21 protein-coding genes are annotated in these 23657 nt (G+C 60.4%); 3 read left to right on the forward strand and 18 right to left on the reverse strand.

The window, feature by feature from the left end:
- Positions 1-177: 177 nt before the first annotated feature.
- Entirely contained in the window at positions 178-600 is a 423-nt protein-coding gene (locus JIO00_RS26600) for an OsmC family protein (RefSeq protein ID WP_007941657.1), read from the reverse strand.
- A 234-nt stretch (positions 601-834) separates the two neighbouring features.
- Here JIO00_RS26600 and crp point away from each other — a divergent pair, with 234 nt between their 5' ends.
- Positions 835-1479, forward strand: coding sequence for a cAMP-activated global transcriptional regulator CRP (gene crp / locus JIO00_RS26605; protein ID WP_008027103.1), 645 nt, complete (start codon positions 835-837; stop codon positions 1477-1479).
- On the opposite strand, the gene JIO00_RS26610 is transcribed toward crp, so the two are convergent.
- The 4 genes from JIO00_RS26610 to JIO00_RS26625 all read right to left on the reverse strand — a co-directional run bounded on the left by JIO00_RS26610 (position 1476) and on the right by JIO00_RS26625 (position 4808).
- Positions 1476-2177, reverse strand: coding sequence for a lipoate--protein ligase family protein (locus JIO00_RS26610; RefSeq protein WP_102595484.1), 702 nt, complete (start codon positions 2175-2177; stop codon positions 1476-1478). The two genes, crp and JIO00_RS26610, sit on opposite strands and share 4 nt — an antisense overlap.
- A 145-nt stretch (positions 2178-2322) precedes the next feature.
- Positions 2323-3159 carry an indole-3-glycerol phosphate synthase TrpC gene (gene trpC, locus JIO00_RS26615; RefSeq protein WP_010467200.1) on the reverse strand — a complete coding sequence of 279 codons (837 nt, stop codon included), beginning with the start codon at positions 3157-3159 and terminating at the stop codon, positions 2323-2325.
- A complete protein-coding gene (gene trpD / locus JIO00_RS26620) occupies positions 3156-4205 on the reverse strand; it encodes an anthranilate phosphoribosyltransferase (protein WP_010467198.1) in 1050 nt (349 codons plus the stop codon). Before trpD ends, trpC begins: the two co-directional genes overlap by 4 nt.
- 9 nt (positions 4206-4214) lie before the next feature.
- On the reverse strand, positions 4215-4808 hold the full coding sequence (locus JIO00_RS26625; protein ID WP_169857111.1) for an aminodeoxychorismate/anthranilate synthase component II: 594 nt from the start codon (positions 4806-4808) through the stop codon (positions 4215-4217).
- 405 nt (positions 4809-5213) lie between these two features.
- Between JIO00_RS26625 and estP the strand changes: the two genes are divergently transcribed.
- Positions 5214-7124 carry an esterase EstP gene (gene estP, locus JIO00_RS26630; protein WP_169857112.1) on the forward strand — a complete coding sequence of 637 codons (1911 nt, stop codon included), beginning with the start codon at positions 5214-5216 and terminating at the stop codon, positions 7122-7124.
- A 185-nt stretch (positions 7125-7309) separates the two neighbouring features.
- Here the strand turns inward: estP and trpE are convergent, their stop codons facing one another.
- The 10 genes from trpE to JIO00_RS26680 form a co-directional block, all read right to left on the reverse strand.
- On the reverse strand, positions 7310-8791 hold the full coding sequence (trpE, locus tag JIO00_RS26635) for an anthranilate synthase component I (RefSeq protein WP_010467190.1): 1482 nt from the start codon (positions 8789-8791) through the stop codon (positions 7310-7312).
- Between the two features lie 71 nt (positions 8792-8862).
- Positions 8863-9681, reverse strand: coding sequence for a phosphoglycolate phosphatase (locus JIO00_RS26640; protein WP_077747320.1), 819 nt, complete (start codon positions 9679-9681; stop codon positions 8863-8865).
- Complete coding sequence (gene rpe, locus JIO00_RS26645; protein ID WP_200667149.1) at positions 9678-10352, reverse strand: ribulose-phosphate 3-epimerase; 675 nt, start codon at positions 10350-10352, stop codon at positions 9678-9680. Before rpe ends, JIO00_RS26640 begins: the two co-directional genes overlap by 4 nt.
- Before the next feature lie 80 nt (positions 10353-10432).
- Positions 10433-11581 carry an iron-containing alcohol dehydrogenase gene (locus tag JIO00_RS26650; protein WP_200667151.1) on the reverse strand — a complete coding sequence of 383 codons (1149 nt, stop codon included), beginning with the start codon at positions 11579-11581 and terminating at the stop codon, positions 10433-10435.
- Between the two features lie 219 nt (positions 11582-11800).
- The gene (locus JIO00_RS26655) at positions 11801-12625 is read right to left on the reverse strand and encodes an ABC transporter permease (protein WP_010467184.1); all 825 of its coding nucleotides are present in this window, start codon (positions 12623-12625) and stop codon (positions 11801-11803) included.
- A gap of 12 nt (positions 12626-12637) precedes the next feature.
- On the reverse strand, positions 12638-13885 hold the full coding sequence (locus JIO00_RS26660) for an ABC transporter permease (RefSeq protein ID WP_010467183.1): 1248 nt from the start codon (positions 13883-13885) through the stop codon (positions 12638-12640).
- Between the two features lie 281 nt (positions 13886-14166).
- Positions 14167-15210 (reverse strand): ABC transporter substrate-binding protein, encoded by a 1044-nt coding sequence (locus JIO00_RS26665; protein WP_010467181.1) that lies wholly within the window; start codon positions 15208-15210, stop codon positions 14167-14169.
- A gap of 48 nt (positions 15211-15258) precedes the next feature.
- The gene (locus tag JIO00_RS26670; protein WP_010467179.1) at positions 15259-16383 is read right to left on the reverse strand and encodes an ABC transporter ATP-binding protein; all 1125 of its coding nucleotides are present in this window, start codon (positions 16381-16383) and stop codon (positions 15259-15261) included.
- A gap of 326 nt (positions 16384-16709) precedes the next feature.
- A complete protein-coding gene (locus JIO00_RS26675) occupies positions 16710-17339 on the reverse strand; it encodes a response regulator (protein ID WP_003210977.1) in 630 nt (209 codons plus the stop codon).
- A gap of 157 nt (positions 17340-17496) precedes the next feature.
- Complete coding sequence (locus JIO00_RS26680; protein ID WP_010467176.1) at positions 17497-19893, reverse strand: PAS domain-containing sensor histidine kinase; 2397 nt, start codon at positions 19891-19893, stop codon at positions 17497-17499.
- A 73-nt stretch (positions 19894-19966) separates the two neighbouring features.
- Between JIO00_RS26680 and JIO00_RS26685 the strand changes: the two genes are divergently transcribed.
- A complete protein-coding gene (locus JIO00_RS26685) occupies positions 19967-20959 on the forward strand; it encodes an alpha/beta hydrolase family protein (RefSeq protein ID WP_077747317.1) in 993 nt (330 codons plus the stop codon).
- A gap of 125 nt (positions 20960-21084) precedes the next feature.
- On the opposite strand, the gene JIO00_RS26690 is transcribed toward JIO00_RS26685, so the two are convergent.
- From JIO00_RS26690 to JIO00_RS26700, 3 genes are read right to left on the reverse strand one after another with little or no spacing between them, the layout of a single operon-like run.
- Positions 21085-21852, reverse strand: a complete 768-nt coding sequence (locus JIO00_RS26690; protein WP_200667153.1) for a TerB family tellurite resistance protein — start codon at positions 21850-21852, stop codon at positions 21085-21087.
- A gap of 1 nt (position 21853) precedes the next feature.
- Entirely contained in the window at positions 21854-22525 is a 672-nt protein-coding gene (gene murU, locus JIO00_RS26695) for an N-acetylmuramate alpha-1-phosphate uridylyltransferase MurU (protein WP_154501910.1), read from the reverse strand.
- Complete coding sequence (locus JIO00_RS26700) at positions 22522-23541, reverse strand: aminoglycoside phosphotransferase family protein (protein WP_010467168.1); 1020 nt, start codon at positions 23539-23541, stop codon at positions 22522-22524. Before JIO00_RS26700 ends, murU begins: the two co-directional genes overlap by 4 nt.
- Positions 23542-23657: the final 116 nt, after the last annotated feature.

Here is a 23657-nt window from a genome sequence, read left to right on the forward strand (position 1 = left end):
AACAACGCAGCTGCGTAGGACGGTTAACACCTCTTCGCGATGGCGATTTTGGTTGTCTGTTCGGGTTCGCAGCCTGTCGATGACGAGGCCGTTACCCTGAAAAAAGTGGCGCATTATGCAGACGTCAGCTTGGGATCGCCAGAGTCTGCACTGCTTTTATGATAGTTGAATGTCGATTCAACCGAGTTCGATGATTTCGTAGTCGTGGGTAATGGCCACGCCAGCCGCGCCCAGCATGATCGAAGCCGAGCAATACTTCTCCGCCGACAGCTCGATGGCGCGTTTGACCTGGGCTTCTTTCAGCCCCCGGCCCTTGACCACGAAGTGCATGTGGATCTTGGTAAAGACTTTCGGATCCTCGGTCGCGCGCTCGGCTTCGAGAAAGGCTTCACAGCTTTCGACGGCCTGACGGGACTTCTTGAGGATGCTGACCACATCGAAATTGCTGCAACCGCCGACACCCAGCAGAAGCATTTCCATCGGCCGGACACCCAGGTTGCGACCACCTGCATCGGGCGGACCGTCCATGACCACGACGTGTCCACTGCCGGATTCACCGAGGAACATGGCTTCGCCAGCCCATTGGATGCGTGCCTTCATCGCCAGACTCCACTGCATAAAAAAGGGTCGCCAGCTTAGCACAGGGCCCCGGACTGGCAGTGCCTTGCATTTGTAGGGCATAACCTTCTGAACCGTAGGTAAATTCTCGAATATTGCAGGAAGTGTCTGTTAAGCTGGCGCCAATTCGCTGGCGCATGGCCAGCCTTTGCGCAGCCGTCGTCTGCGACTCATAAAAAAACCAAACACACCGTGAAGTCTTTTCGGGATACAACCATGGTTGCTATTGCCCCAACCCCCAAAATCAAGAACCTCGACAAGCTGTTGATGCATTGCCAGCGCCGTCGTTATGCGGCCAAGAGCAACATCATTTGTGCCGGTGATCGCTCGGAAACGCTGTTCTTCATCATCAAGGGTTCGGTCACGATCCTGATCGAGGATGACGACGGCCGCGAAATGATCATCGCCTACCTGAACTCCGGGGACTTTTTCGGTGAGTTGGGTCTGTTTGAACAAGCGGGGCTTGAGCAGGAACGCAGCGCTTGGGTACGCGCGAAGATCGAGTGTGAAGTCGCAGAAATCAGCTATGCAAAATTCCGCGAGCTGTCCCAGCAAGATCCAGACATTCTTTACGTGCTCAGCGGACAAATCGCACAGCGTCTGCGCAATACCACGCGCAAGGTCGGCGACCTGGCCTTCTTCGACGTAACCGGTCGTGTCGCCCGCTGTCTGCTGGAACTGTGCAAACAACCGGATGCCATGACCCACCCGGACGGCATGCAGATCAAAGTGACCCGCCAGGAAATCGGGCGGATTGTCGGTTGTTCACGGGAGATGGTCGGTCGCGTGCTCAAGGATCTGGAAGAACGCAACCTGGTGGACGTCAAAGGCAAGACCATGGTGGTCTTCGGTACGCGCTAAGCCTTGAACATGTCTGCCAGCAACTGGCGATAAAGCGCATCAAGCCGCCCGAGCGCATCGGGTGCGGCAAATTTCTCATGCAGGGCAATGTGGCTTTCGGCGCGAACCCGCTGCTCCAGGCCGCAGGCTTCATTGAAGCGATTGACTGCGGCGACCATCGACTCACGTTCGTTATCCAGCAACAACGCACCGTGTACCAACCCGACCGGACGCGTGCCGCCCTTGCTCTGGCGCCAGCGCTGGGCAGTGCCGACCATCTTGCGGCCGTCGAGGTTAACGTTGAAACGGCCATCGCAGAATGCGCCGTCGACTTCGCCCAAGGACGAAACGCCGCCCAGCTCATCCAGTAACTGACAGATCGGGTCGCAGAGTCGGCGGTAAGCGGTTTCGATTCGATTTTGATCGCCTTCGCTACGCGGGGGTGCGTAGACAAGGGCGATATTGATGGTGGAAGCCGATTGCGGCACTGGCTCGCCGCCGGTTTCACGCAACAGCACCGGCCAACCGGCGGCGGCTGAGACTTCGCAGGCCGCTTCGAAGCCGGGTAGACGATTCAGGCGTCGGGGCATGACCAGTGCGCGGTCGCTGGGTTGCCAGAACAGCAGACCAAACTCAACATCACCGGCACAGACAGACGCCAGCAGATCCTGTTCGGCCTGTAAGCCGGCTTCGACAGTCAAAGAGACGATTGAGGTCATAAGGTATTCCGTTGGACATGAAGTCTGTGGTGCTACTTATGCCGCCATCGCGAGCAAGCTCGCCCCCACAAGGAGTTTTCTGACACCGCAGATCCAATGTGGGAGCGAGCTTGCTCGCGATGGGGTCGACTCGGCCGGAGCCTGATCAGTCGAGGGTCGAACCGCTGACCGGACCGCCGCGCTCAGGAAAGAACAGGCGCTGCAGTTCAGTGCCCGGGCTTTCAGCGCGCATGAATGCCTCGCCCACCAAGAACGCATATACGTCGCTGATTTCCATCAGTTCCACATCGGCCCGGTTGAGAATGCCGCTCTCAGTAATCACCAGGCGATCACGCGGAATACGTGGCAACAGGTCAAGGGTGGTTTCCAGGCTGACATCGAAGGTGTGCAGGTTGCGGTTGTTCACGCCGACCAGTGGCGTGTCGAGGGTTTTCAAGGCCCGCTCCAGCTCGTTGCCATCATGGACTTCTACCAGCACATCAAGGCCGACGCTTTTGGCCACGGCCGCCAGCTCGGCCATTTTCACGTCGTCCAGTGCGGAGACGATCAACAACACGCAGTCAGCGCCCAAGGCACGGGCTTCGACGATCTGGTACGGGTCGATCATGAAATCCTTGCGGATCACTGGCAGGTTGCACGCTGCCCGCGCCTGCTGCAGATACGCATCGGCACCCTGGAAGTAATCGATATCGGTCAGCACCGACAAGCACGTCGCGCCGCCCTTCTCGTAGCTTTTGGCGATGTCGGCGGGAACGAAGTGCTCGCGGATCACGCCTTTGCTTGGCGACGCTTTCTTGATTTCGGCAATGACGGCCGGTTGTTTCGACTTGGCCTGAGCAATCAATGCCTGGGCAAAACCACGGGGTGCATCGGCCGCCTTGGCCAGACTTTCCAGCTCCGCCAGACTCACACGGGCGCTACGCTCGGCGACTTCCTGGACTTTGCGGGCCAGAATGTTTTCCAGAACCGTCGGTACACTCATCCCTCATTCTCCACTTTGAATACCGCGGTAAATGCACCCAACTCCTCAAGTTTTTCCCGTGCGAGGCCTGTGTGCAGCGCATCGTGCGCCAGGGCAACGCCCTCTTTCAAACTGGTCGCCAGGTCGGCGGCGTACAGCGCCGCACCGGCATTGAGCACAATCATCTCGGCGGCTTTCTGACCGCTCTCGGTCTTGCGCTTGCCCAAAGCATCGCGAATCAGCTCAAGGGACGCCGCCGGACTTTCCACTGCCAGGCCGTGCAGGCTCTGGCTCTTCATGCCCAAGTCTTCTGGCTCGACCCAATATTCGGTGATCTGGTCATTCTTCAGTTCTGCCACATAGGTTGGCGCCGCCAGGCTGAACTCGTCCAGGCCATCCTTCGAGTGCACCACCAGCACGTGCTTGCTGCCCAGACGTTGCAAGACTTCGGCCAGTGGCCGGCACAACGCCTGACTGAACACGCCCACCACCTGATGTTTCACGCCGGCCGGATTCGTAAGCGGGCCGAGCATGTTGAACAAGGTACGCAGGCCGAGATCCTTGCGCGGGCCGGCGGCGTGCTTCATGGCACTGTGATGGGTCTGGGCAAACATGAAACCGATGCCGACGTTATCGATGCAGCGAGCCACCTGCACCGGGGTCAGGTTCAGGTAGATCCCGGCCGCCTCCAGCAGATCGGCGCTGCCGCTTTTGCCCGACACCGCACGGTTACCGTGCTTGGCTACGGTGCAACCGGCTGCAGCGACTACGAAGGAGGAAGCCGTCGAGACGTTGAAAATGTTCGCACCATCACCGCCGGTGCCGACCACATCGACGACGCCGTCGAGGGTCTTGAGTTCGACCTTGTCCGCCAACTCGCGCATGACAGAGACCGCGCCGACGATCTCATCGATGCTTTCGCTCTTCATACGCATGGCCATCATGAACGCGCCGATCTGCGCATCCGTGCATTGCCCGGTCATGATTTCGCGCATCACATCGCGCATTTCATCGGTGCTGAGGTCGAGCTGATCGACGATACGGCTCAGGGCTGTCTTGATATTCATGAAAAGTCCTTAGCGCGTGCCGCCGGTTTGTTTGAGGAAGTTTGCGAACAGCTCGTGGCCCTGCTCGGTGAGGATAGACTCGGGGTGGAACTGCACACCCTCGATGTTCAATGTCTTGTGGCGCAAGCCCATGATCTCGTCGATCGAGCCGTCTTCGAGCTGGGTCCAGGCGGTCAGCTCCAGGCAATCGGGCAGGGTTTCGCGCTTGACGATCAGCGAGTGATAACGCGTCACCGTCAGCGGATGATTCAGACCTTCGAACACGCCCTTGTCCTCGTGGAATACCGGGCTAGTCTTACCGTGCATGACTTGGCGGGCGCGGACTACATCACCGCCAAAGGCCTGGCCGATGGACTGGTGGCCGAGGCAGACGCCGAGTATCGGCAGCTTGCCGGCGAAATGCTTGATCACGTCGAGCGAGATGCCGGCTTCGGTCGGTGTGCAAGGACCGGGGGACACGACGATGCGCTCAGGGTTGAGGGCTTCTATGTCGGCAATGGTGAGTTCATCGTTGCGCACGACTTTGACCTGGGAGCCGAGCTCACCGAGGTACTGCACAACGTTGTAAGTAAAAGAGTCGTAGTTATCGATCATCAGCAACATGGCGTTTGGAACCTCTTGAATTCACTGACTTTTAATACAGCCTTCGAATGATTACCCGCAGCGTCCTGCGCTTTTTCAGTCGCCGGGTGCGCCAGCAAAGCGGTATGTCATACGGGTGAAGAAGGCAAAGCGGTACAGGTCCGGCGGGGCCGGCAAAAGAATTCAGGCGCGCCAACGCCAGCGGGCGTGTGCCTTGATGACTTGATCCAGAAGTTTGCTGATGATCAACACGGGGAAGGTCTCATTCATACGTCTCGGCACAGTAACTTAGCTGGGCAGAGCGTGCAATATGGCCGTGGCGACTGGCTGCGAAACAATCGAAGGGTTCGCGACCGATGGCAAAAGGCCGGAAGTTTTTGGTACTGTCGTTTCGTTCACTACAACAATAAATAAACGGACTTGCTCATGATCAAACAGACGTTGTTTGTACCGCTCGCAGGATGCTTGCTCGCCGCGGCCTGCGCCCAGGCGATCGCCGCGCCTAACCCTTACTCCAATTTCGTCGTCTTCGGCGACAGTCTCAACGATGCCGGGACCTTTGCCGACACGGGCGGGCCTGCCGGCTCGACCCAGCGCTATACCAACCGCACCGGGCCGGTTTACCTGGATGGTAACGGTGAAGTCCGCTCGCTCAACTCCACGCAGATCCTGGGGGGGAAACTGGGGTTCTCGGCGGATCAGACCGCCTCATCGTCCTCGGCGGTACGTGCCAGCAATGGCCAGCCCGATGGCAACAACTGGGCCGTCGGCGGTTATCGTACCGACCAGATTCTCGACTCGATCACCAGCACCTCCGCCACGGGTGATCGCACCCGGGCAGGCTACCTGCCGTCGAACAATTTCCGCGCCGACCCGAATGCGCTGTATTACATTTCGGGCGGTGGTAATGACTTCCTTCAGGGGCGCGTGACCAGCCTGCCCCAGGCCAGCGCTGCCGCCGATCGTCTGGTCAGCAGCGTGCAAACCCTGCAACAGGCCGGTGCTCGCTACATCATGGTCTGGTTGCTGCCGGACATTGGCTTTACCCCGGCCTTCAACGGCACCCCGTTGCAAGCGTTCACATCCCAGCTCAGTTCTCAGTTCAACACCGAACTGGTGAGCCAGCTGCAAAACGTCAATGCCAACGTCATCCCGCTCAACATTCCGGTGCTGCTCAAAGAGACGTTTTCCAACCCGGCGCAGTTCGGCCTGGCCACCGACCAGAACCTGAGCGCCACCTGTTTCAGCGGTAGCAGCTGTACCGAAAACGCCCGTTACGGCATCAACAGTGCGACGCCGGACCCGACCAAGCTGATCTACAACGACTCGGTGCACCCGACCGAAGCCGGGCAGCGTCTGATTGCCGATTACGCTTACTCGCTGCTGGCCGCGCCGTGGGAAGCCACCCTGTTGCCACAAATGGCCCAGGGTACGCTGCGCTCTCATCAGGATGAGTTGCGCAACCAATGGCTGGCCGATTGGGAAAACTGGCAAGGCGTGGGCCAATGGCGAGCGATTGTCGCCGGCGGCGGCCAGCACCAGGATTTCGACAGCCAGCGCAGTGGTGCCAGTGCTGACGGCAATGGCGCCAACCTCAACATCGGTGGCAGCTACCGACTGAATGACGCGTGGCGTGTAGGTTTGGCGGCGGGCTTCTACAACCAGAAGCTCGAAGCCGGCGACAACGATTCGGACTACAAGCTCAATACCTACATGGGCACGGCGTTCGCCCAGTACCAGCAGAATCGCTGGTGGGGTGACGCGGCCGTGACGGCCGGGCATCTGGATTACGACAGCCTCAAACGCAAATTCCAGCTGGGGGTCAATGAACGCGGGGAGAAAGGCGATACCGACGGCTATCTGGTGGCTTTCAGCGGTCGCGTGGGGTACGACATCGCGCCGATGGCGAGCAGCCCGTGGCACTTGTCGCCATTCGTGAGCGCTGATTTCGCCAAAGTTGAAGTCGACGGTTACTCGGAGAATGGCGCCGACTCCACTGCGCTGACATTCGACGACCAATCGCGCATTTCCCGGCGTCTCGGCCTTGGCCTCCAGGGTAAGTACCAGATCACCTCGCAGACCCAGGTCTTCGGCGAACTGGCTCACGAGCGTGAGTACAACGACGATACCCAGGATGTGACCATGAACCTCAACAGCCTGCCGAACAACCGCTACACCCTGGCCGGCTATACCCCACAGACCAATCTGAACCGCCTGAACCTGGGCGTGAGCCACAACCTCACCAAGGACCTGGCTTTGCGGGCGAGTTATGACATTCGCAAGGATGATGACTTTACCCAGCAAGGCATTAACGTAGGCGTTGCGCTGGACTTCTAAACATCAGGCAAAAAAAACGCGGCGCCCTCCACAGGCGCCGCGTTTTTTTATGCTGAACACTTATTGTGGCGAGCGATCTTGCTCGCGCTCGGCTGCGAAGCAGTCGTCGATTGGGCCTGCTTCGCAGGCCAACGGGAGCAAGCTCCCTCGCCACAACGGCTCACTCCCACAGATGTTGCGTGAACTCAGGCGTCCGGGGTTTGTTCGGCCAAGGCTACGGCGCGGAACATCGCGCGGCGCTTGTTCAGGGTTTCTTCCCATTCCAGCGCCGGCACCGAATCGGCGACGATGCCGCCGCCGGCCTGCACGTGCAGCTCGCCATCCTTGATCACGGCCGTGCGGATCGCAATGGCGGTGTCCATGTTGCCGTTCCAGGCGAAGTAGCCCACCGCCCCGCCGTAGACGCCACGCTTGACCGGCTCCAGTTCGTCGATGATCTCCATCGCCCGAATCTTCGGCGCGCCCGACAACGTGCCCGCCGGCAGAATCGCCCGCAGCGCGTCCATCGCCGTCAGCCCGGCTTTCAATTGGCCAGTGACGTTGGAGACGATGTGCATCACGTTGGAATAACGCTCGATGACCATCTTCTCGGTGAGTTTCACCGAACCGATTTCCGAGACCCGTCCGGTGTCGTTACGGCCCAGGTCGATCAGCATCAAGTGCTCGGCGATTTCCTTGTCGTCCGACAGCAGGTCTTTTTCCAGCGCCAGATCGGCCTCTTCGTTAGCCCCGCGTGGGCGAGTGCCGGCAATCGGGCGCACGGTGATCAGGTTGTCTTCGACCCGCACCAGCACTTCCGGCGAACTGCCGACGACGTGGAAGTCGCCGAAGTTGAAGAAATACATATAAGGCGTCGGGTTGAAGCAACGCAGCGCCCGGTACAGATCGATCGGCGCAGCCTTGAAGTCGATCGACATACGCTGCGACGGCACGACCTGCATGCAGTCACCGGCCAGGATGTATTCCTTGATGGTGTCGACGGCTTTTTCGTAATCGTCCTGGGTGAAACTCGAACGGAATACCGGGTCAGCCGACTGTTGCTTGCTGAAATCCAGGCCGCGGCGAGGGGTGATCGGCTGACGGAGTTTTTCCAGCAGCTCTTCCAGTCGCGCCTGACCTTGCTCGAATGCATCGTCCTGGGACGGATCGGCGAGCACAATGGCGTGCATTTTCCCGGCGAGGTTGTCGAACACCACCACCGCGTCGGAGACCATCAGCAGAATGTCCGGCACGCCCAGCGGATCCGGGTTCGGGCATTTGCCCAGACGTTTCTCCACATAGCGCACGCAGTCGTAACCGAAGTAACCCACCAGACCGCCATTGAAGCGCGGCAGGCCGGGAATGGTTGGCACGTTGTAGCGGGCTTTGAATGCTTCGACGAAGGCCAGCGGATCTTCGGCTTCATGGCTTTCGATCTCGACGCCGTCGTGGGTCACGCTGACGTGATGATCATGAACCCGCAGCACGGTGCGGCACGGCAGGCCAATGATCGAATAACGGCCCCACTTCTCCCCGCCCTGCACCGATTCCAGCAGGTAGGAGTTTGGCTCGTCGGCCAGTTTCAGGTAGATCGACAGCGGCGTGTCGAAGTCGGCCAGGGTTTCGCAGGCCAACGGGATACGGTTATAGCCGGCAGCGGCCAAACGCAGGAATTCTTCGCGGATCATGGGGTAGCCTCGTGGCTTGAGGTGCTAACAGTCAGGTATGCAAACGCGCCGGAAAGCCGGCCAGAATCGAGTCAGGCGCGCCAACGCCAGCGGGCCAGGGCCTTGATGACTTTCATCCAGAGTTTGCGAGTGACCACCACGATGGCGTTTCCAGAAGGGGATTGAGCAACGTCGGGCAACGTTATCTCAGCGGCTGGATCCAGGCAACCGGGAATTAGCTTGCGCAGATCGTCGATCACCAGCGCCGGCGACTCTTCCGAAATCGGCCGACCGTGGTTGTAGCCGTAGCTGAGGGCCACGCACTTGACCCCTGCCGCTTTCGCCGCCAGCACATCGCTGCGTGAGTCGCCGACAAACAGCGACTGCGAGGCCGGGATGTTGGCCATTTTCATCACGAAAAACAGCGCGGCCGGGTCAGGTTTCTTCTGCGGCAAGGTGTCGCCGCCGATGATCCATTTGAAGTAACGGCCGATTTTCATCTGATCCAGCAGTGGCGCGACGAAGCGCTCCGGCTTATTGGTAATCAGCGCCATTTCGACACCCTGCTTGTGCAGCCATTTCAGGGTGTCACGCACGCCGGGATAGACCACGGTCAGATCATGGCTCTCGCTGTAAGCCTCCATGAAGATATCCAGCGCGCCCTCGGCTTCGCCATCGTCGACCGCCGAATGGTCGATGCCGCCGGCCAGCGCACGGCGGACCAGCACCGGCGCGCCATTGCCGACCCATTCACGCACCGACTCGATGCCGGCGGGTTGACGCCCCAGTTTGAGCAGCATGTTATCCACGGCCACAGCGAGGTCCGGGACCGAATCGACCAGCGTGCCATCCAGATCGAACATCACCAGCCGTGGCAGACGCCCCGGAAACAGCTGCTCAAAGCCACTCATAGACGAGCCAACGCCAGTTCGGAACGCATCTTTTCAATCACCTCTTGGTAGTTCGGTGCATTGAAGATCGCCGAACCGGCGACGAAGGTGTCCGCGCCAGCCGCAGCGATTTCACGGATGTTGTTCACGTTGACGCCGCCGTCGATTTCCAGGCGGATGTCACGGCCGGAGGCATCGATCAGCGCGCGTGCTTCACGCAGCTTGTCGAGGGTGCCGGGAATGAACTTCTGCCCGCCGAAGCCCGGGTTGACGCTCATCAGCAGAATCATGTCGACCTTGTCCATCACGTACTTGAGTACGTCCAGCGGCGTCGCCGGGTTGAACACCAGGCCGGACTTGCAGCCGCCCTCGCGGATCAGTTGCAGGGAACGGTCGACGTGCTGCGTGGCTTCGGGGTGGAAGGTGATGTAGGTCGCGCCGGCCTCGATGAAGTCACCGACAATGCGGTCCACCGGGCTGACCATCAGGTGCGCGTCAATCGGCGCGGTCACCCCGTATTTGCGCAGCGCGGCGCAAACCATCGGGCCGATGGTCAGGTTTGGCACATAGTGGTTGTCCATGACATCGAAGTGCACGAAGTCGGCGCCGGCGGCCAGGACGTTGTCCACTTCTTCACCCAGGCGGGCGAAGTCGGCGGAGAGAATCGACGGAGCAATGACGAAGGGCTGCATGACGCACCTTTTTTGAGCAGAATCACGATGGCGCGCATTGTATACCTCATGCTTTGACGCGCGCGACGTGGCCGCGATGATCAGTACGCCGCTCGGTAGATCTTCTCGATATCGACGGCGCTCAATTTACGTGGATTGTTGCGCATCAGGCGCTCGATCCCCGCCGCTTCCACGGCCATGGCCGGGATCGCATCCTCGGGCACACCGAAACTGCGCAGACCTGACGGAATCTCTACCGCCGCGCACAATGCGGTCATTGCCTCGACGGCTTTGTCCGCTGCTTCGTTGGCGCTCAGATGGACAGTCCTCACCCCCATGGCTTCGGCAATATCCTGCATACGCTCGACGCAGGCCATCTTGTTCCACGTCATGACATACGGCAGCAGCAAGGCGTTGCTGACGCCATGAGCGATGTTGAAACGCCCGCCCAGCGGATACGCCAGCGCATGCACCGCGCCGACCCCGGCATTACCGAAGGCCATGCCGGCCATCAGGCTGGCGGTGGCCATGTCTTCGCGGGCTTGCAGGTTGGACGGGTTGGCATAGGCCTTGGGCAGAGCTTTGGCGATCAGCTTGATGGCGCCGATAGCCAGGGCATCGGTGATCGGCGAGGCGTTGACCGACAGGTAGGATTCGATGGCATGCACCAGCGCGTCGACACCACTGGCGGCGGTGACGCTGCGTGGGCAGGTCAGGGTCATTTGCGGACTGACCAGCGCCACGTCCGGCAATAGGTAGTCGCTGACAATCCCTTTCTTCAATTGCGCGACCTTGTCGGAGAGGATCGCCACATTGGTCACCTCCGATCCGGTGCCGGCCGTGGTCGGGATGGCGATCAGCGGCGGACCTTTGCGCGGCACCTGATCCACACCAAACAAATCCTCCAGCGCACCGTGGTAACCGGCGTAGGCCGCGACGCTTTTGGCGATGTCGATGGCGCTGCCGCCGCCGAGGCCAATCAGACCGTCATGCCCGCCCTCGCGGTAAACCCGCATGCAGTCTTCGACGATGGCGATTTCCGGGTCTGGCAGCACACGGTCGAAAATTTCGTAGGATCGATCGCCCAACTGCGCCAGCGCCAGCTCGACCGTGCCGGACTTGACCAGCGCCGCGTCGGTGACGATCAGCGGGTTGTCGATATCCAGGCGGGTGAGTTCGGCGGCCAACTGCTCAATGGCACCTGCGCCGGTGATCAGTTTGTGAGCAATCTTGAAAGAGGAAAGACTCATCGTGCGCAGCCTCTTATAAATAGGGGAGCTGGGCACAATAGTAGCTGGGGATTGGGGTTTGTCTGCTATTCAGGTTGTGAATGACCCAACATCCCGAAACACCTTGAACTCCTGTGGGAGCGAGCCTGCTCGCGATAGCGGAGTATCAGTCGACATCAATATTGAATGTCAGTCCGTCATCGCGAGCAGGCTCGCCCCCACAGGGGATGGTGTGGGGGTTTAGACCTGGGCAGTGCGCAGTTTTTCGCTGCGGCCACGCAGCCACTCGAGGGTCAGCAACAGGATCACCGAGAAGGCGATCAGCAGGGTTGCTGCAGCGGCAATCGTCGGGCTGAGGTTTTCGCGGATACCGCTGAACATCTGCCGAGGCAACGTCGCTTGTTCGGGACCGGCGAGGAACAGCGTCACCACCACTTCATCGAACGACGTCGCGAAGGCAAACAGCGCACCCGAGATCACACCCGGCGCAATCAGCGGCAACGTCACCCGGCGGAACGCCGTCAGCGGCGAAGCCCCCAGACTGGCGGCGGCGCGCACCAGGTTATGGTTGAACCCCTGCAAGGTCGCCGAAACAGTAATGATCACGAACGGCACGCCCAGCACCGCGTGCACCACGATCAGCGAGAAGAAGCTGTTGCCCAGGCCCAACGGCGCAAAGAACAGGTAGCTCGCCACACCGATGATCACTACCGGCACCACCATCGGCGAAATCACCAGGGCCATGACCAGCGCCTTGCCCGGGAAATCACCCCGAGTCAGGCCAATCGCCGCCAGCGTTCCGAAGATCATCGCCAGCACCGTCGCCGCCGGAGCGACGATGATGCTGTTCCTCAATGCCCGCATCCATTCCGCCGAGGCGAAGAAGTCCTGGTACCAGTGCAGCGAGAAGCCTTGCAGCGGATAGACCAGGAAACTGCCCGAGTTGAACGACAGCGGAATGATCACCAGCACCGGCAGAATCAGGAACAACAGAATCAAGCCGCAGAGAATCCGCAAGCTGTAGAACCACACCCGCTCAATGGGCGACATATAAGGACTCAGCATTTCATTCTCCCCTTAGCTCAGGCGCAGGCGACTGGCGCCCACCAGCCAGCTGTAAATCAGATAAAGCACCACGGTCGCCAACAGCAGCAGCCCACCGAGTGCGGTCGCCATGCCCCAATTGATGCTGGTGTTGGTGTAGAAGGCGACGAAGTAGCTGACCATCTGATCGTTCGGGCTGCCCAGCAACGCCGGGGTGATGTAGTAGCCGATGGCGAGGATGAACACCAACAGGCAACCGGCGCCGACACCGGCATAGGTCTGCGGGAAGTACACCCGCCAGAAACTGGCGAACGGGTGGCAGCCGAGGGAAATCGCGGCGCGCATGTAGGTCGGCGAAATGCCTTTCATCACGCTGTAGATCGGCAGAATCATGAACGGCAGCAGGATGTGCACCATGGAGATGTAAACGCCTGTGCGGTTGAACACCAACTCCAGGGGTTTATCGATGATGCCCAGCGCCATCAGGCCGCTGTTGATCAAGCCACCCGATTGCAGTAACACGATCCACGCGGCCACCCGGACCAGGATTGAGGTCCAAAAAGGCAACAACACCAGAATCATCAGCAGATTACTTTGGCGTGACGGCAGGTTCGCCAGCAAGTAAGCCAAGGGATATGCCAGCAACAAGCAGATCACGGTGATGATCAGGCCCATCCAGAATGTGCGGGCGAAGATATCGAGGTAAATCGCCTGGTCAGGCGTGGCCGGTGCGATTTCGCCGAGGTCGTCGATGCGATGATCGACAGCCGCCAGCAAATAGTACGGTGTGATGTTGCTGGTGTTGCGGCGCACCGCTTGCCAATAGGCCGGGTCGCCCCAGCGTTCGTCGAGGCCTTCCAGCGCTTCTTTATAAGAGGCCGGTTCAGTGGCGAACGGCAAGGCGCGGGCGGTTTTGGTCAGCAGGCTGCGGTAGCCGGCCAACTCCATGTTCAAGCGCTTGGACAAGTCGCCCAGGGTCTGATTCTTGCGCGCTTCAGCGAGGTCTTCGCTGGCCGCTTTGTACACCGGCTCGGCGGGCAGGCCGCGGCCGTCCCAACTGGCGATGGCCGCCACAGTGCGCGGCATGCCGCCGACCACTTCTGGGTTACCAACGCTTTTGTAGAGCAGCGCCACGATCGGCACCAGGAACACCAGCAACAGAAACAGCACCAGGGGCGCGATCAAGGCCTGGGCCTTCCAGCGGTTGATCCGCTCGGCGTGCTTGAGCCGCTGCTTCAAGGTGGGGTCAGTGCCCGCGTTCAGGGGAATGGCGGTGGCCATGGCGTACTCCGGAAATCTTTGATCGTTGCAGAGGCAGGCAAGCCACCTCTGTTCCTGATAACTACATATCACCCCTGTAGGAGCGAGGCTTGCCCGCGAAAACGTCGGCACATTCAACATTAATGCTGACTGACACGCCGCCTTCGCGGGCAAGCCTCGCTCCTACAGGGGACTGATCGTTCCCACGCTCTGCGTCACAGGGACGCGGAGCGTCCCGGGCGGCATTCCCACGCACAGCGTGGGAACGATCATCCGCAGAACCGTCGTCCTGTGTGACTTGCTTATTTGGCAGCCCAGGAATTGAAGCGCTGCTCCAGTTGCTCGCCGTTGTCAGCCCAGAAGCTGACGTCGATCTGCACCTGGTTGGCGATGTTTTCCGGGGTGGTCGGCATGTCTTTCAGGACATCCTTGGCCAACAACGGTACGGCTTGAATGTTGGCCGGGCCGTAAGCGATGTTTTCCGAGTAGGTCTTCTGCTGCTGCGGCGCCACCGAGAACGCGATGAATTTCTTCGCCGCTTCGGCGCGCTTGGCGTCCAGACCTTTCGGGATAGCCCATGCGTCGAAGTCGTAGATACCGCCGTTCCACACGACTTTCAGGTTGCTTTCTTTCTGCACGGCGGCGATCCGGCCGTTGTAGGCCGAGCTCATGACCACGTCACCGGACGCGAGGTATTGCGGCGGTTGTGCGCCGGCTTCCCACCACTGAATGCTTGGCTTGAGCTCATCGAGCTTCTTGAATGCGCGGTCCTGACCGTCTTTGCCAGCCAGCACTTTGTAGACGTCTTTCGGCGCAACGCCGTCGGCCATCAGCGCGAATTCCAAGGTGTACTTGGCGCCTTTACGCAGGCCGCGCTTACCCGGGAATTTCTTGGTGTCCCAGAAATCCACCCAGCTGGTCGGTGCCGAGGCCAGTTTGTCGGCGTTGTAGGCCAACACGGTCGACCACACGAAGAAACCTACGCCGCAAGGCTGGATCGCGCCCTTGACGTAATCTTCGGATTTGCCGAACAGCGCAGGATCAAGTTGCTCGAACATGTCTTCGTCGCAACCGCGAGACAGTTCTGGCGACTCAACTTCCACCAGGTCCCAGGACACGCTCTTGGTGTCGACCATGGCTTTGACCTTGGCCATCTCACCGTTGTATTCGCCAGCCACGATCTTGCCGTTGCCTGCCGCTTCCCACGGTGCGTAGAAGGCCTTGACCTGCGCCGCCTTGTTCGCCCCGCCAAAGGACACCACGGTCAAATCCGGGCCCGCCGCCATCGCGTGTGCCGCACCGATCATGCCCATGACCAAAGCGGTGAATTTCAGGGATCTCAACATTTATTGTTCTCTCCACGTGCAGGGTTGGTGTTGGTGTAGCCGGGGCGATCAGTTCGCCTCTAAAAGGGGGTCGAGCGCGCGAACGTGTTCGACCTGCCAGCCAAGCGGTACCACGTCGCCGACAGCCAGCGCGGGATCGAGCTCGGCAATCGGTTGTTTCACGAAGAAGTCGGTCTTGCCGCAGACTTCCAGGCGAACCCGGACGTGGTCGCCCAGATAGATGAATTCCGCTACCCGCCCTGAGAAGCGGTTGACGCAGGACTCGCTGGAGCCGTTGAGGCTTACGCGTTCCGGGCGAATCGACAGCGTGACCGGTTCGCCGGTTTTGCCGACGTTGACCGCCAGGGCTTCAACCTTTTCACCGCGGCCGAGCTCGACGATGCAGCGGTCGCCGGTCTGGCTGTGCAAGCGGCCATTGAGGCGGTTGTTCTCGCCGATGAAATTGGCGACGAAGGTGTTTTTCGGCTCTTCATAGAGGGTGCGCGGCGCGGCGATCTGCTGGATCTCGCCCTGATGGAACACCGCCACGCGGTCGGACATGGTCAGGGCTTCGCCCTGGTCGTGAGTCACATAGACCACGGTCACGCCGAGGCGCTGGTGCAGGTGTTTGATTTCCATCTGCATGTGTTCACGCAGCTGTTTGTCCAGTGCGCCGAGGGGTTCGTCCATCAGCACCAGTTGCGGTTCGAACACCAATGCGCGGGCCAGGGCCACACGCTGTTGCTGACCGCCGGACAGTTGTGCCGGGTAGCGCTGGGCGAAGGCATCGAGCTGAACCATGCTCAGCACGCGTTTGACCCGGTCACTGACATCGCTCTTGTTCAAGCCGCGCACGGTCAGCGGGAACGCCAGGTTCTCGGCGACGGTCATGTGCGGGAACAACGCGTAGTTCTGGAACACCATGCCGATGTCCCGCTTGTGCGGCGGTACGTTGTTGATGGAGCGTCCGGCCAGCTGGATTTCGCCGGCGGTGGGTGTTTCGAAACCGGCGAGCATCATCAGGCTGGTGGTCTTGCCGGAGCCGGAAGGCCCGAGCAAGGTGAGGAACTCGCCTTTGCGAATCTCCAGGTTGAGGTCTTTGACGATCAGGTTCTCGCCGTCGTAGCTTTTTTGCACTCCACGAAAGCTGACCAGAATGTCACTGGCCCCTGCGTTTGAATCGACCTGGCTCATACCCACACCTTTTTTGTTGATGACTGCTGTGGACTAAGCCTAGTGGACGCTGCCGACCGCGCAAATCGGGGCGCAGGAGAGAATCGCCTCAGCGGGATGGAAGGTTGGGTGTAGGGATTGCCCTACAAGGATGGCGGGGATGGGCAGGTGCAACGGTGATTTGCAGCTGCAAGCGGCAAAAATGGGCAAAAGCGGGATTTCAGGATGTCGCAAATGGATATGACGACGAGATTCCTGTAGGAGCGAGGCTTGCCCGCGAAGGCGCCCGCGCTGGCGCTAAAAGCTTCGCGGGCAAGCCTCGCGCCTACAGGGGATCGCATTCAGATCTAGAGGAGTTTGTGTTCCATCGCGTACTTCACCAGTTCCGCCAGTGAGGTGATGTTGAGCTTTTGCATCAGCCGCGCCTTATGGGTGCTGATGGTTTTGCTGCTCAGGGCCAGTTGCTGGGCGATATCGTTAACGTTGGCGCCCTGGGCCAGGCGTTCGAACACCGAGAACTCACGCTCCGAGAGCAATGAGTGCAACGGCCGCGAATCGGTCAGGCCGACTTCGAAGACCATGCGGTCCGCCAGGTCCGGGTCAATGTAGCGACCGCCCGCAGCGACCTTGCGGATCGCTGTCAGCAACAGCGCCGGATCGCTGTCCTTGGTCGCATAACCCGCGGCGCCGACCTTTAATGCCCGGGCAGCCATTTGTGCCTCGTCGTGCATCGACAACACCAGGATGGCCGGCGGATTGTTCAACGCACGAATCCTTGGAATCGCTTCCAGGCCATTGACGCCAGGCATGGAGATGTCCAGCAACACCACTTCGCAGGGCACATGCCGCAAGGTTTCGAGCAACTGCTCGCCATTGCTCGCCTCCCCTACCACCAGCAAGTCCTTGGCCAGGCCAATCAACTGCTTGATGCCTTCACGGACGATGGTGTGGTCTTCGGCTACCAGTACACGGATCACAGTCTTCTCCATTCTTTTTATGTAAGAGCCAAGATCATTCTCGGGCAAGCTCGCTCCTAAAGTGGACTGCGGGGTTATCAGCTATCTGCGCACCTGCCCGAATCCCTGTGGGAGCGAGCCTGCTCGCGATGACGAAAGCAAAGTCACCACGAAGACTTCAGCCCTCATCCACCGGCACTCGCACACTCAACGTGGTGCCCTCCCCCGGCTCACTCTCCAGCGACAACCGCCCGCCCATGATCAACACCCGCTCACGCATGCCGACCACACCGAAGGACGTTGCCCTGCCCGTGGCGGGGACAAATCCTACGCCATCATCGCTCACCGTCAGACACAACTCGTCACCTTCCAGCGTCAATGTCAGTTCGACAGTATGCGCCTGGGCATGCCGCATGACATTGGTCAGCGCTTCTTGAAGGATTCGGAACAGCCCAATCGCCTTGGCATCACTGAGCACCGGCAGGTTCTCCGGCACCTGCACCAGACATGGAATCTGCGTGCGCGCCTCGAAGCGCCGGGCCTGCCACTCGATCGCCGAGGCGATCCCGGCATCGAGAATCGGTGGTCGCAGCGCGGTCGCCACATCGCGCACCAGCTGGAACAGCTGCGCAATCAGGCGTTTCATGCTGTTCAAGCGCTCGTTCAGACCAGGGTCGAGCTGGGCGTAGGCCAATTCGCACATGGAGGTTTCCAGCTTCAGTACGGTGAGCATCTGACCCAGTTCATCGTGAACTTCCCGGGCGATACGCGCTTTTTCCTCTTCCCGTACGCTCTCCAGGTGAGCCGACAGCTCACGCAGTTGCTCACGGGAACTGGCCAGTTCCAACTCGATGCGCTTGCTCTCGCTGATGTCCCAGACAATCCCGTCCCAGACATAGGCGCCATCTTCGAGCCGACGAGTGATGGCCTTGATCTCGGCCCAGCGCTGCTCGCCCGAACGAGTAAGAATCCGCCCCTGCCACGACCAGTCACTGTCGGTATCCAGCGCATGGTCCTGAGTCTGGTGATAGCTGGCCTTGTCGTCCGGGTGCACCAGGCTGCGCAGGCCTTTGTCACGGTGGGCCAGGGTCGCCGGCGAATAACCCGACAGGCTCTCGCTGCCTTCGCTGATGTAGGCAAAGTCGATCTGCCCTGTCACCGGCGCCCGCTCAAGGCGGAAGACCAATCCCGGAACGTTGGCCGCAATCCCCTGCAACCGCGCTTCGCTTTCCTGCAACGCCGCCAGGGCGCGACGACGTTCGGTGACGTCGTTGAGGTAGACCACCAGGTATTCACCACCACGAAAGCGCATAAAGCTCAACGAAACATCGGTCGGCAGGATGCTGCCATCCGCTCGCACACAGTTGGTTTCGAAACTTTGCGGCCCTTCTTCGCTGGCCCGGGCACGCTTCCACAGGTTCAGCCAGCGGTCCATGTGCAGGCCCGGCTCAAAGTCGATCAGCGGCCGATCCATGATGCCGCCGACCGGATACCCGAGCATGGTTTCGGCCGCGCGGTTGGCGTAGCGCACGTGGCTGTCCCAATTGACCCAGAGGATGCCGACGGTGCTCTGATCGATGGAAAATTGCGTGAGGCGCAACGCCTCTTCGCTGGCCTCGCGCAGGGCGATGTCCGCGCGCGCCTCCAATAGTCGCTGTTCCAGACTGTGTTGTTGGCGGCGCTGCCAGAACACGATGGCCATGCTGCTCAACATCAACACCGCCATCAACAGGCTGAGGTTTTGCCAGAAGCCCGGGGTCTCGGTCAGGCGCGGGTATTTGGGTTGCAGCCATTGGTTGTGCAGTTGCTCCAGGTCCTTGGCCGGGATCGCCCGCAGCGCGCTTTCGACGATGCCCGCCAGTTCCGGTTGGTCCCGCCGCGTGGCTACTCGCAGCAATTGCGGCAAGCCGATGTCACCCACCACGACCAGCCCGGCAAATTCGGGCTCGACCGACAGCCGCCCCAATTGCGCTTCATCGACCACGGCATAACCGGCCTGCTGACTCAGCAACAATTGCAATGCCTGGCGCTCGGTCGGTACGCCTTGCAGGTTCAGGTGGGGATAGTTGCCGCGCAGATAGTCAGCCGTCGCACTGGGCATGCGCACAGCGACGCGGGTTTGGCTGTCGAGTTTTTCCAGCTCCACCGCGCCGGTGCTTTTCTGGTCACTAACCACCAGTTGCGGCACTCGCATGTAGGGGTCGGAGAATTGCCAGAACCGCAAGCCGGCGGGGGTTTGGGTCAGCCCGGGAGCGATGTCGATTTCACCCTCGCGCGCGGCGGCTTCCAGTTGCGCAAGGTCGGGGAAATTACGCCAGCTCAGCTCGACCTTGAGCGCTTTGGCCAGCCATTTCATCAACTCGACGTTGACCCCCGACAGGCGCTGCAAGCGGCGATCGTATTGCGCGTAAGGCGCCTGCAGCACCAGCCCGACACGCAATTCTCCGTGCGCTGCCAGCCACTGTTGTTGCTGGAGCGACAGGGGCGCGACGTGCGTCGGTGGCGCGGAAGCCGCCCAACTCATCAAGGGAAACCACAAACAGCCGATAACCCACAGGCAGCGAAAACGCATCATCGAAGTCTCACACACTGACAAATACTGACCAACCCATTAGGCTGCCGGAATAACTTCTGGCCTGGAATATCCGATGCCCCCTGTCTACCGCCTGGCATTGCCAGCATTGTGCCTGTCGCTGATCCTGCCTTGCGCCTTTTCCGTCGAGGCGGCCGACCCGGCACCTGCCGCTGCGGAAAAACCCGCAGAAGAAAAACCGGTCGAACGCCAGCCACTGCTTGAGCGTAGTCAGGAAGAAACGACAGCACTTGAGCGAAAAATCCCCGCGCAGGAACAGCAACAGCTGCAAGCCGGCGCCGACACCTTCCTTGCGCTGTGGAAACCGGCCAACACCGCCGAGCCCAAAGGCGCGGTGATTATCATCCCAGGCGCAGGTGAAACCGTTGACTGGCCGCAAGCAATCAGCCCGTTGCGTAACAAATTGCCCGACGCGAAGTGGAGCAGCCTGAGTATCACCTTGCCGGACGTGCAAAGCGACGCCATTGCACCACGCGTCATGGAAATGCCGCCAACGCTCAAGGCGCCGGAAACCGGCAGCAAGGACTCGACCACGGCCGCTCCCATCGAGCAAGCGGCAGGTGGTGAAGCGGAAGTAGCCGACAAGGCCATCGCCGAAACCACTGAGGAACAGTCAAAGGCCGCCGCCGAACGCATCTTTGCTCGAATTGATGCGGCCATTGCGTATGCCGAACAGCAAAGCGCTCGCAGCATCGTGGTGTTGGGCCATGGCACAGGCGCTTATTGGGCCGCGCGTTATTTGAGCGAGAAGCAGCCGTCGCAAGTGGAAAAATTTGTGATGGTCGCGGCACAGACGCCTGCCGCGGCGAAACCCGAACTGGTCGAACTGACGCCGACACTGAAGCTGCCGACGGCAGATATCTTCTACATGGATAAGCCGCTGGATCGCAACGCAGCACTGGCACGGATGCAGGCCAGCAAGCGCTTGAAGTCTTCAGCGTTCAGCCAGGTGTCGCTCAAGGCGTTGCCCGGTGACGCCAAGGCCGAGCAAGAGCAACTGGTGCGCCGGGTGCGCGGGTGGTTGAATCCGCAGAAGGCGGCGGACTGAAAGACCGCGTCGCCCCCATCGCGAGCAAGCCTAGCTCTTACAGGTTCTGTGTTGTATGACGCGAAACCTGTAGGAGCGAGGCTTGCCTGCGAAGACGGTATCCCTGGCGACACGAATCTTTCCAGCTACCGAAAATCCCGCCGCTCACGAATCAACGTGTAGGCCGAGTGCAGTTCGCGGGTCTTGTCAGTCGCCTCACGCACCTGCAACGCCGTCGCACCGCTGCCGGCAATCTTGTCCGGATGGTGGCGACTGAGCAGGCGTCGATAGGCACGCTTGATCTGCGCCGGCTCGCTGGTCGCCGACACCCCCAACAGCTGCAAGGCATCCTGATAAGTCAGGGTGCTGCTGACCTGCGGTCGCTTGTGCTGATCGTAGTCGGCCGCCAGCGCCAGTACTTGTTGCGGCGTCCAGCCCAGCCACTTGCCCCACAGGGCCAGCAATTCACGTTCATTGTTCCCCGCACGCCCATCGGCCCAAACCATGCGCCAACAGGCGCGCAATACGCCTTCCGCGGCGTGGGGCTGAGCACTCAAGCGCCGCAGATACCCGCGCAACCGGTCACGGCCCGACTTGCCGCGATTGAACGCGGCAATGGCACGACGCTGCGCCGGTTCGGTCATTTCCAGCGCACGCATTTCCTGGCGAGCCTGCTGGATGTGACCATCCACCACGCGTCCATCGCTCTTGGCCAACCGTCCCAGCAACACGAACAACAGTTCATCGTTGCGCAGCATCGGACGACCGCCGAGCTTTTCACGCAAATGCCCCCAGCTTTGCAGGTGCAAGCGCCGATCCAGCGCCTGTCCCAGCAAAGCACCGAGCATGGCCCCCGGAATGCTGGCTATGACAAAGCCCGCTCCGGCTCCAATCAGAGTCCCTGGCCACAGCATCTCAGCGTCTCGCTTCTATCAGGGTTTCAACTTCAGCCAGGCGTTCGTGCGTGCCGACATCCACCCAGTGTCCGCTCAGGCGTTCGCCGGTAACCTGTCCATCCGCCATCGCTTTGCGCAGCAACGGCGCCAGTTTGAAGGCGCCGGCCGAGCAACCGTCGAACAGTTGCGGATGCAGCACGGCAATGCCGCTGTAGGTCAGGGTGTCGGCGTCGGGCTGACCGTCGCGCACTTGCCCGTCGACCAGCGTGAAATCGCCGGTCGGGTGATGGGCCGGATTGTCCGCCAGCACCAGGTGCGCCAACCCGGCGATGGGTTGATGCAGCACGCTGAAGTCGTAGTCAGTCCAGATGTCACCATTGACCACCAGGAATGCTTCATCGCCCAGCAGAGGCAATGCGCGGAAGATACCGCCGCCGGTTTCCAGTGGCTCTCCTTCCGGTGAGTACTGAATACGCAGGCCGTATTGCGAGCCGTCACCCAAGTAGCTTTCGATCTGCTGACCGAGCCAGGCGTGGTTGATCACAATCTCGGTAAACCCGGCGTTTGCCAGGGCTTTCAAGTGGTACTCGATCAGAGGCACGCCGCCAGCACGAACCAGCGGTTTGGGTGTGGTCAGGGTCAGCGGGCGCATGCGCTCGCCTTTGCCGGCCGCCAGAATCATCGCCTTCATGCAGGGGCTCCAGCACGCAGGCTCAGCAGCAACACATCCAGCTCGGCCAGCTCAGGACGGCGGGCGATCACTGCATCTATATAAGCAAAGAAGCGCGGCACATCGGCCAGGTAGCGCGGCTTGCCGTCGCGATGACAGATGCGGGCGAAAATGCCGATCACTTTCAGGTGACGCTGCACGCCCATCAGGTCGCTGGCGCGCAGGAAGTCTTCGAAATCAGGCTGCACGGGAATGCCGAGCGCACCCGCTTGCTGCCAGTAATTTTCCAGCCAGGCGTGCACACGCTCCTCGGGCCAACTGAGGAAAGCGTCCTTGAACAGGCAAGTGACGTCGTAGGTCACCGGGCCGTAGACCGCGTCCTGGAAATCCAGCACGCCGGGGTTCGGCTCGCTGAGCATCAGGTTGCGAGGCATATAGTCGCGATGCACCAGCACTTTAGGCTGGGCCAGGGCGCTGTCTATCAGCAGCTCAGTCACATGCTGCCAGAGCGTTTGCTGCGCCGAGTCGAATTCGATGCCCAACTCGCGCTTCACGTACCACTCGGGGAACAGCTCCAGCTCACGACGCAGCAAAGCCACGTCGTAACTCGGCAACGGCGCGACCATCGGCAATTGCTGAAAAGCCAGCAATGCTTGCAGGGCATCCTTGAACAAATCGTCTGCGTTTTCGCTGTCGATCACGTCCAGATAAGTCTTGTTGCCCAAGTCATTGAGCAAAAGAAATCCGCGTTCGAGGTCTTCGGCATAAATTTTCGGCACATTTATTCCGGACTTCGCCAACAAAAAAGCGATATCCACGAAGGGTTTGCAGTTTTCCTGGGGCGGTGGCGCGTCCATCACGACGAAACTTCTGCCTTCGCCTTCCCACCGGAAATAGCGCCGAAAACTCGCGTCACTACTGGCCGCGGTCAATGTGGCCGGGGGTACGACGCCCCAGCCCTGTTCTGCAAAGAGGATAGCCAACTGCTCATCGAGCCAAACTTTCAGGTGTTGCAAACGTACATCTTGGTCAGGCATTGCAAGGGTCTCCGACGGCGCTAGCCGTCAAGCGGGTCATGCTTTATTATCCAGCATCTTTTTCAGACCATCGAGAGGCGTGCGGCCCACACCGCGGGCAGATGGCACGCAGGAAG

This window comes from Pseudomonas sp. SW-3, from assembly GCF_016615645.1.
In the GTDB taxonomy this organism is placed as follows: Bacteria; Pseudomonadota; Gammaproteobacteria; order Pseudomonadales; family Pseudomonadaceae; genus Aquipseudomonas; species Aquipseudomonas mandelii.

What these genes read in the sequence shown, in the direction of transcription:
- JIO00_RS26690 (WP_200667153.1), bottom strand. Translation starts at nt 21,852, where the DNA reads ATGCTGTGGCCAGGGACTCTGATTGGAGCCGGAGCGGGCTTTGTCATA.
- JIO00_RS26660 (WP_010467183.1), bottom strand. Translation starts at nt 13,885, where the DNA reads ATGGCCACCGCCATTCCCCTGAACGCGGGCACTGACCCCACCTTGAAG.
- JIO00_RS26610 (WP_102595484.1), bottom strand. Translation starts at nt 2,177, where the DNA reads ATGACCTCAATCGTCTCTTTGACTGTCGAAGCCGGCTTACAGGCCGAA.
- JIO00_RS26655 (WP_010467184.1), bottom strand. Translation starts at nt 12,625, where the DNA reads ATGCTGAGTCCTTATATGTCGCCCATTGAGCGGGTGTGGTTCTACAGC.
- JIO00_RS26600 (WP_007941657.1), bottom strand. Translation starts at nt 600, where the DNA reads ATGAAGGCACGCATCCAATGGGCTGGCGAAGCCATGTTCCTCGGTGAA.
- JIO00_RS26665 (WP_010467181.1), bottom strand. Translation starts at nt 15,210, where the DNA reads ATGTTGAGATCCCTGAAATTCACCGCTTTGGTCATGGGCATGATCGGT.
- crp (WP_008027103.1), top strand. Translation starts at nt 835, where the DNA reads ATGGTTGCTATTGCCCCAACCCCCAAAATCAAGAACCTCGACAAGCTG.
- trpD (WP_010467198.1), bottom strand. Translation starts at nt 4,205, where the DNA reads ATGAATATCAAGACAGCCCTGAGCCGTATCGTCGATCAGCTCGACCTC.
- estP (WP_169857112.1), top strand. Translation starts at nt 5,214, where the DNA reads ATGATCAAACAGACGTTGTTTGTACCGCTCGCAGGATGCTTGCTCGCC.
- JIO00_RS26685 (WP_077747317.1), top strand. Translation starts at nt 19,967, where the DNA reads ATGCCCCCTGTCTACCGCCTGGCATTGCCAGCATTGTGCCTGTCGCTG.
- JIO00_RS26680 (WP_010467176.1), bottom strand. Translation starts at nt 19,893, where the DNA reads ATGATGCGTTTTCGCTGCCTGTGGGTTATCGGCTGTTTGTGGTTTCCC.
- rpe (WP_200667149.1), bottom strand. Translation starts at nt 10,352, where the DNA reads ATGCAGCCCTTCGTCATTGCTCCGTCGATTCTCTCCGCCGACTTCGCC.
- murU (WP_154501910.1), bottom strand. Translation starts at nt 22,525, where the DNA reads ATGAAGGCGATGATTCTGGCGGCCGGCAAAGGCGAGCGCATGCGCCCG.
- JIO00_RS26625 (WP_169857111.1), bottom strand. Translation starts at nt 4,808, where the DNA reads ATGTTGCTGATGATCGATAACTACGACTCTTTTACTTACAACGTTGTG.
- JIO00_RS26640 (WP_077747320.1), bottom strand. Translation starts at nt 9,681, where the DNA reads ATGAGTGGCTTTGAGCAGCTGTTTCCGGGGCGTCTGCCACGGCTGGTG.
- JIO00_RS26700 (WP_010467168.1), bottom strand. Translation starts at nt 23,541, where the DNA reads ATGCCTGACCAAGATGTACGTTTGCAACACCTGAAAGTTTGGCTCGAT.
- JIO00_RS26650 (WP_200667151.1), bottom strand. Translation starts at nt 11,581, where the DNA reads ATGAGTCTTTCCTCTTTCAAGATTGCTCACAAACTGATCACCGGCGCA.
- JIO00_RS26670 (WP_010467179.1), bottom strand. Translation starts at nt 16,383, where the DNA reads ATGAGCCAGGTCGATTCAAACGCAGGGGCCAGTGACATTCTGGTCAGC.
- trpC (WP_010467200.1), bottom strand. Translation starts at nt 3,159, where the DNA reads ATGAGTGTACCGACGGTTCTGGAAAACATTCTGGCCCGCAAAGTCCAG.
- trpE (WP_010467190.1), bottom strand. Translation starts at nt 8,791, where the DNA reads ATGATCCGCGAAGAATTCCTGCGTTTGGCCGCTGCCGGCTATAACCGT.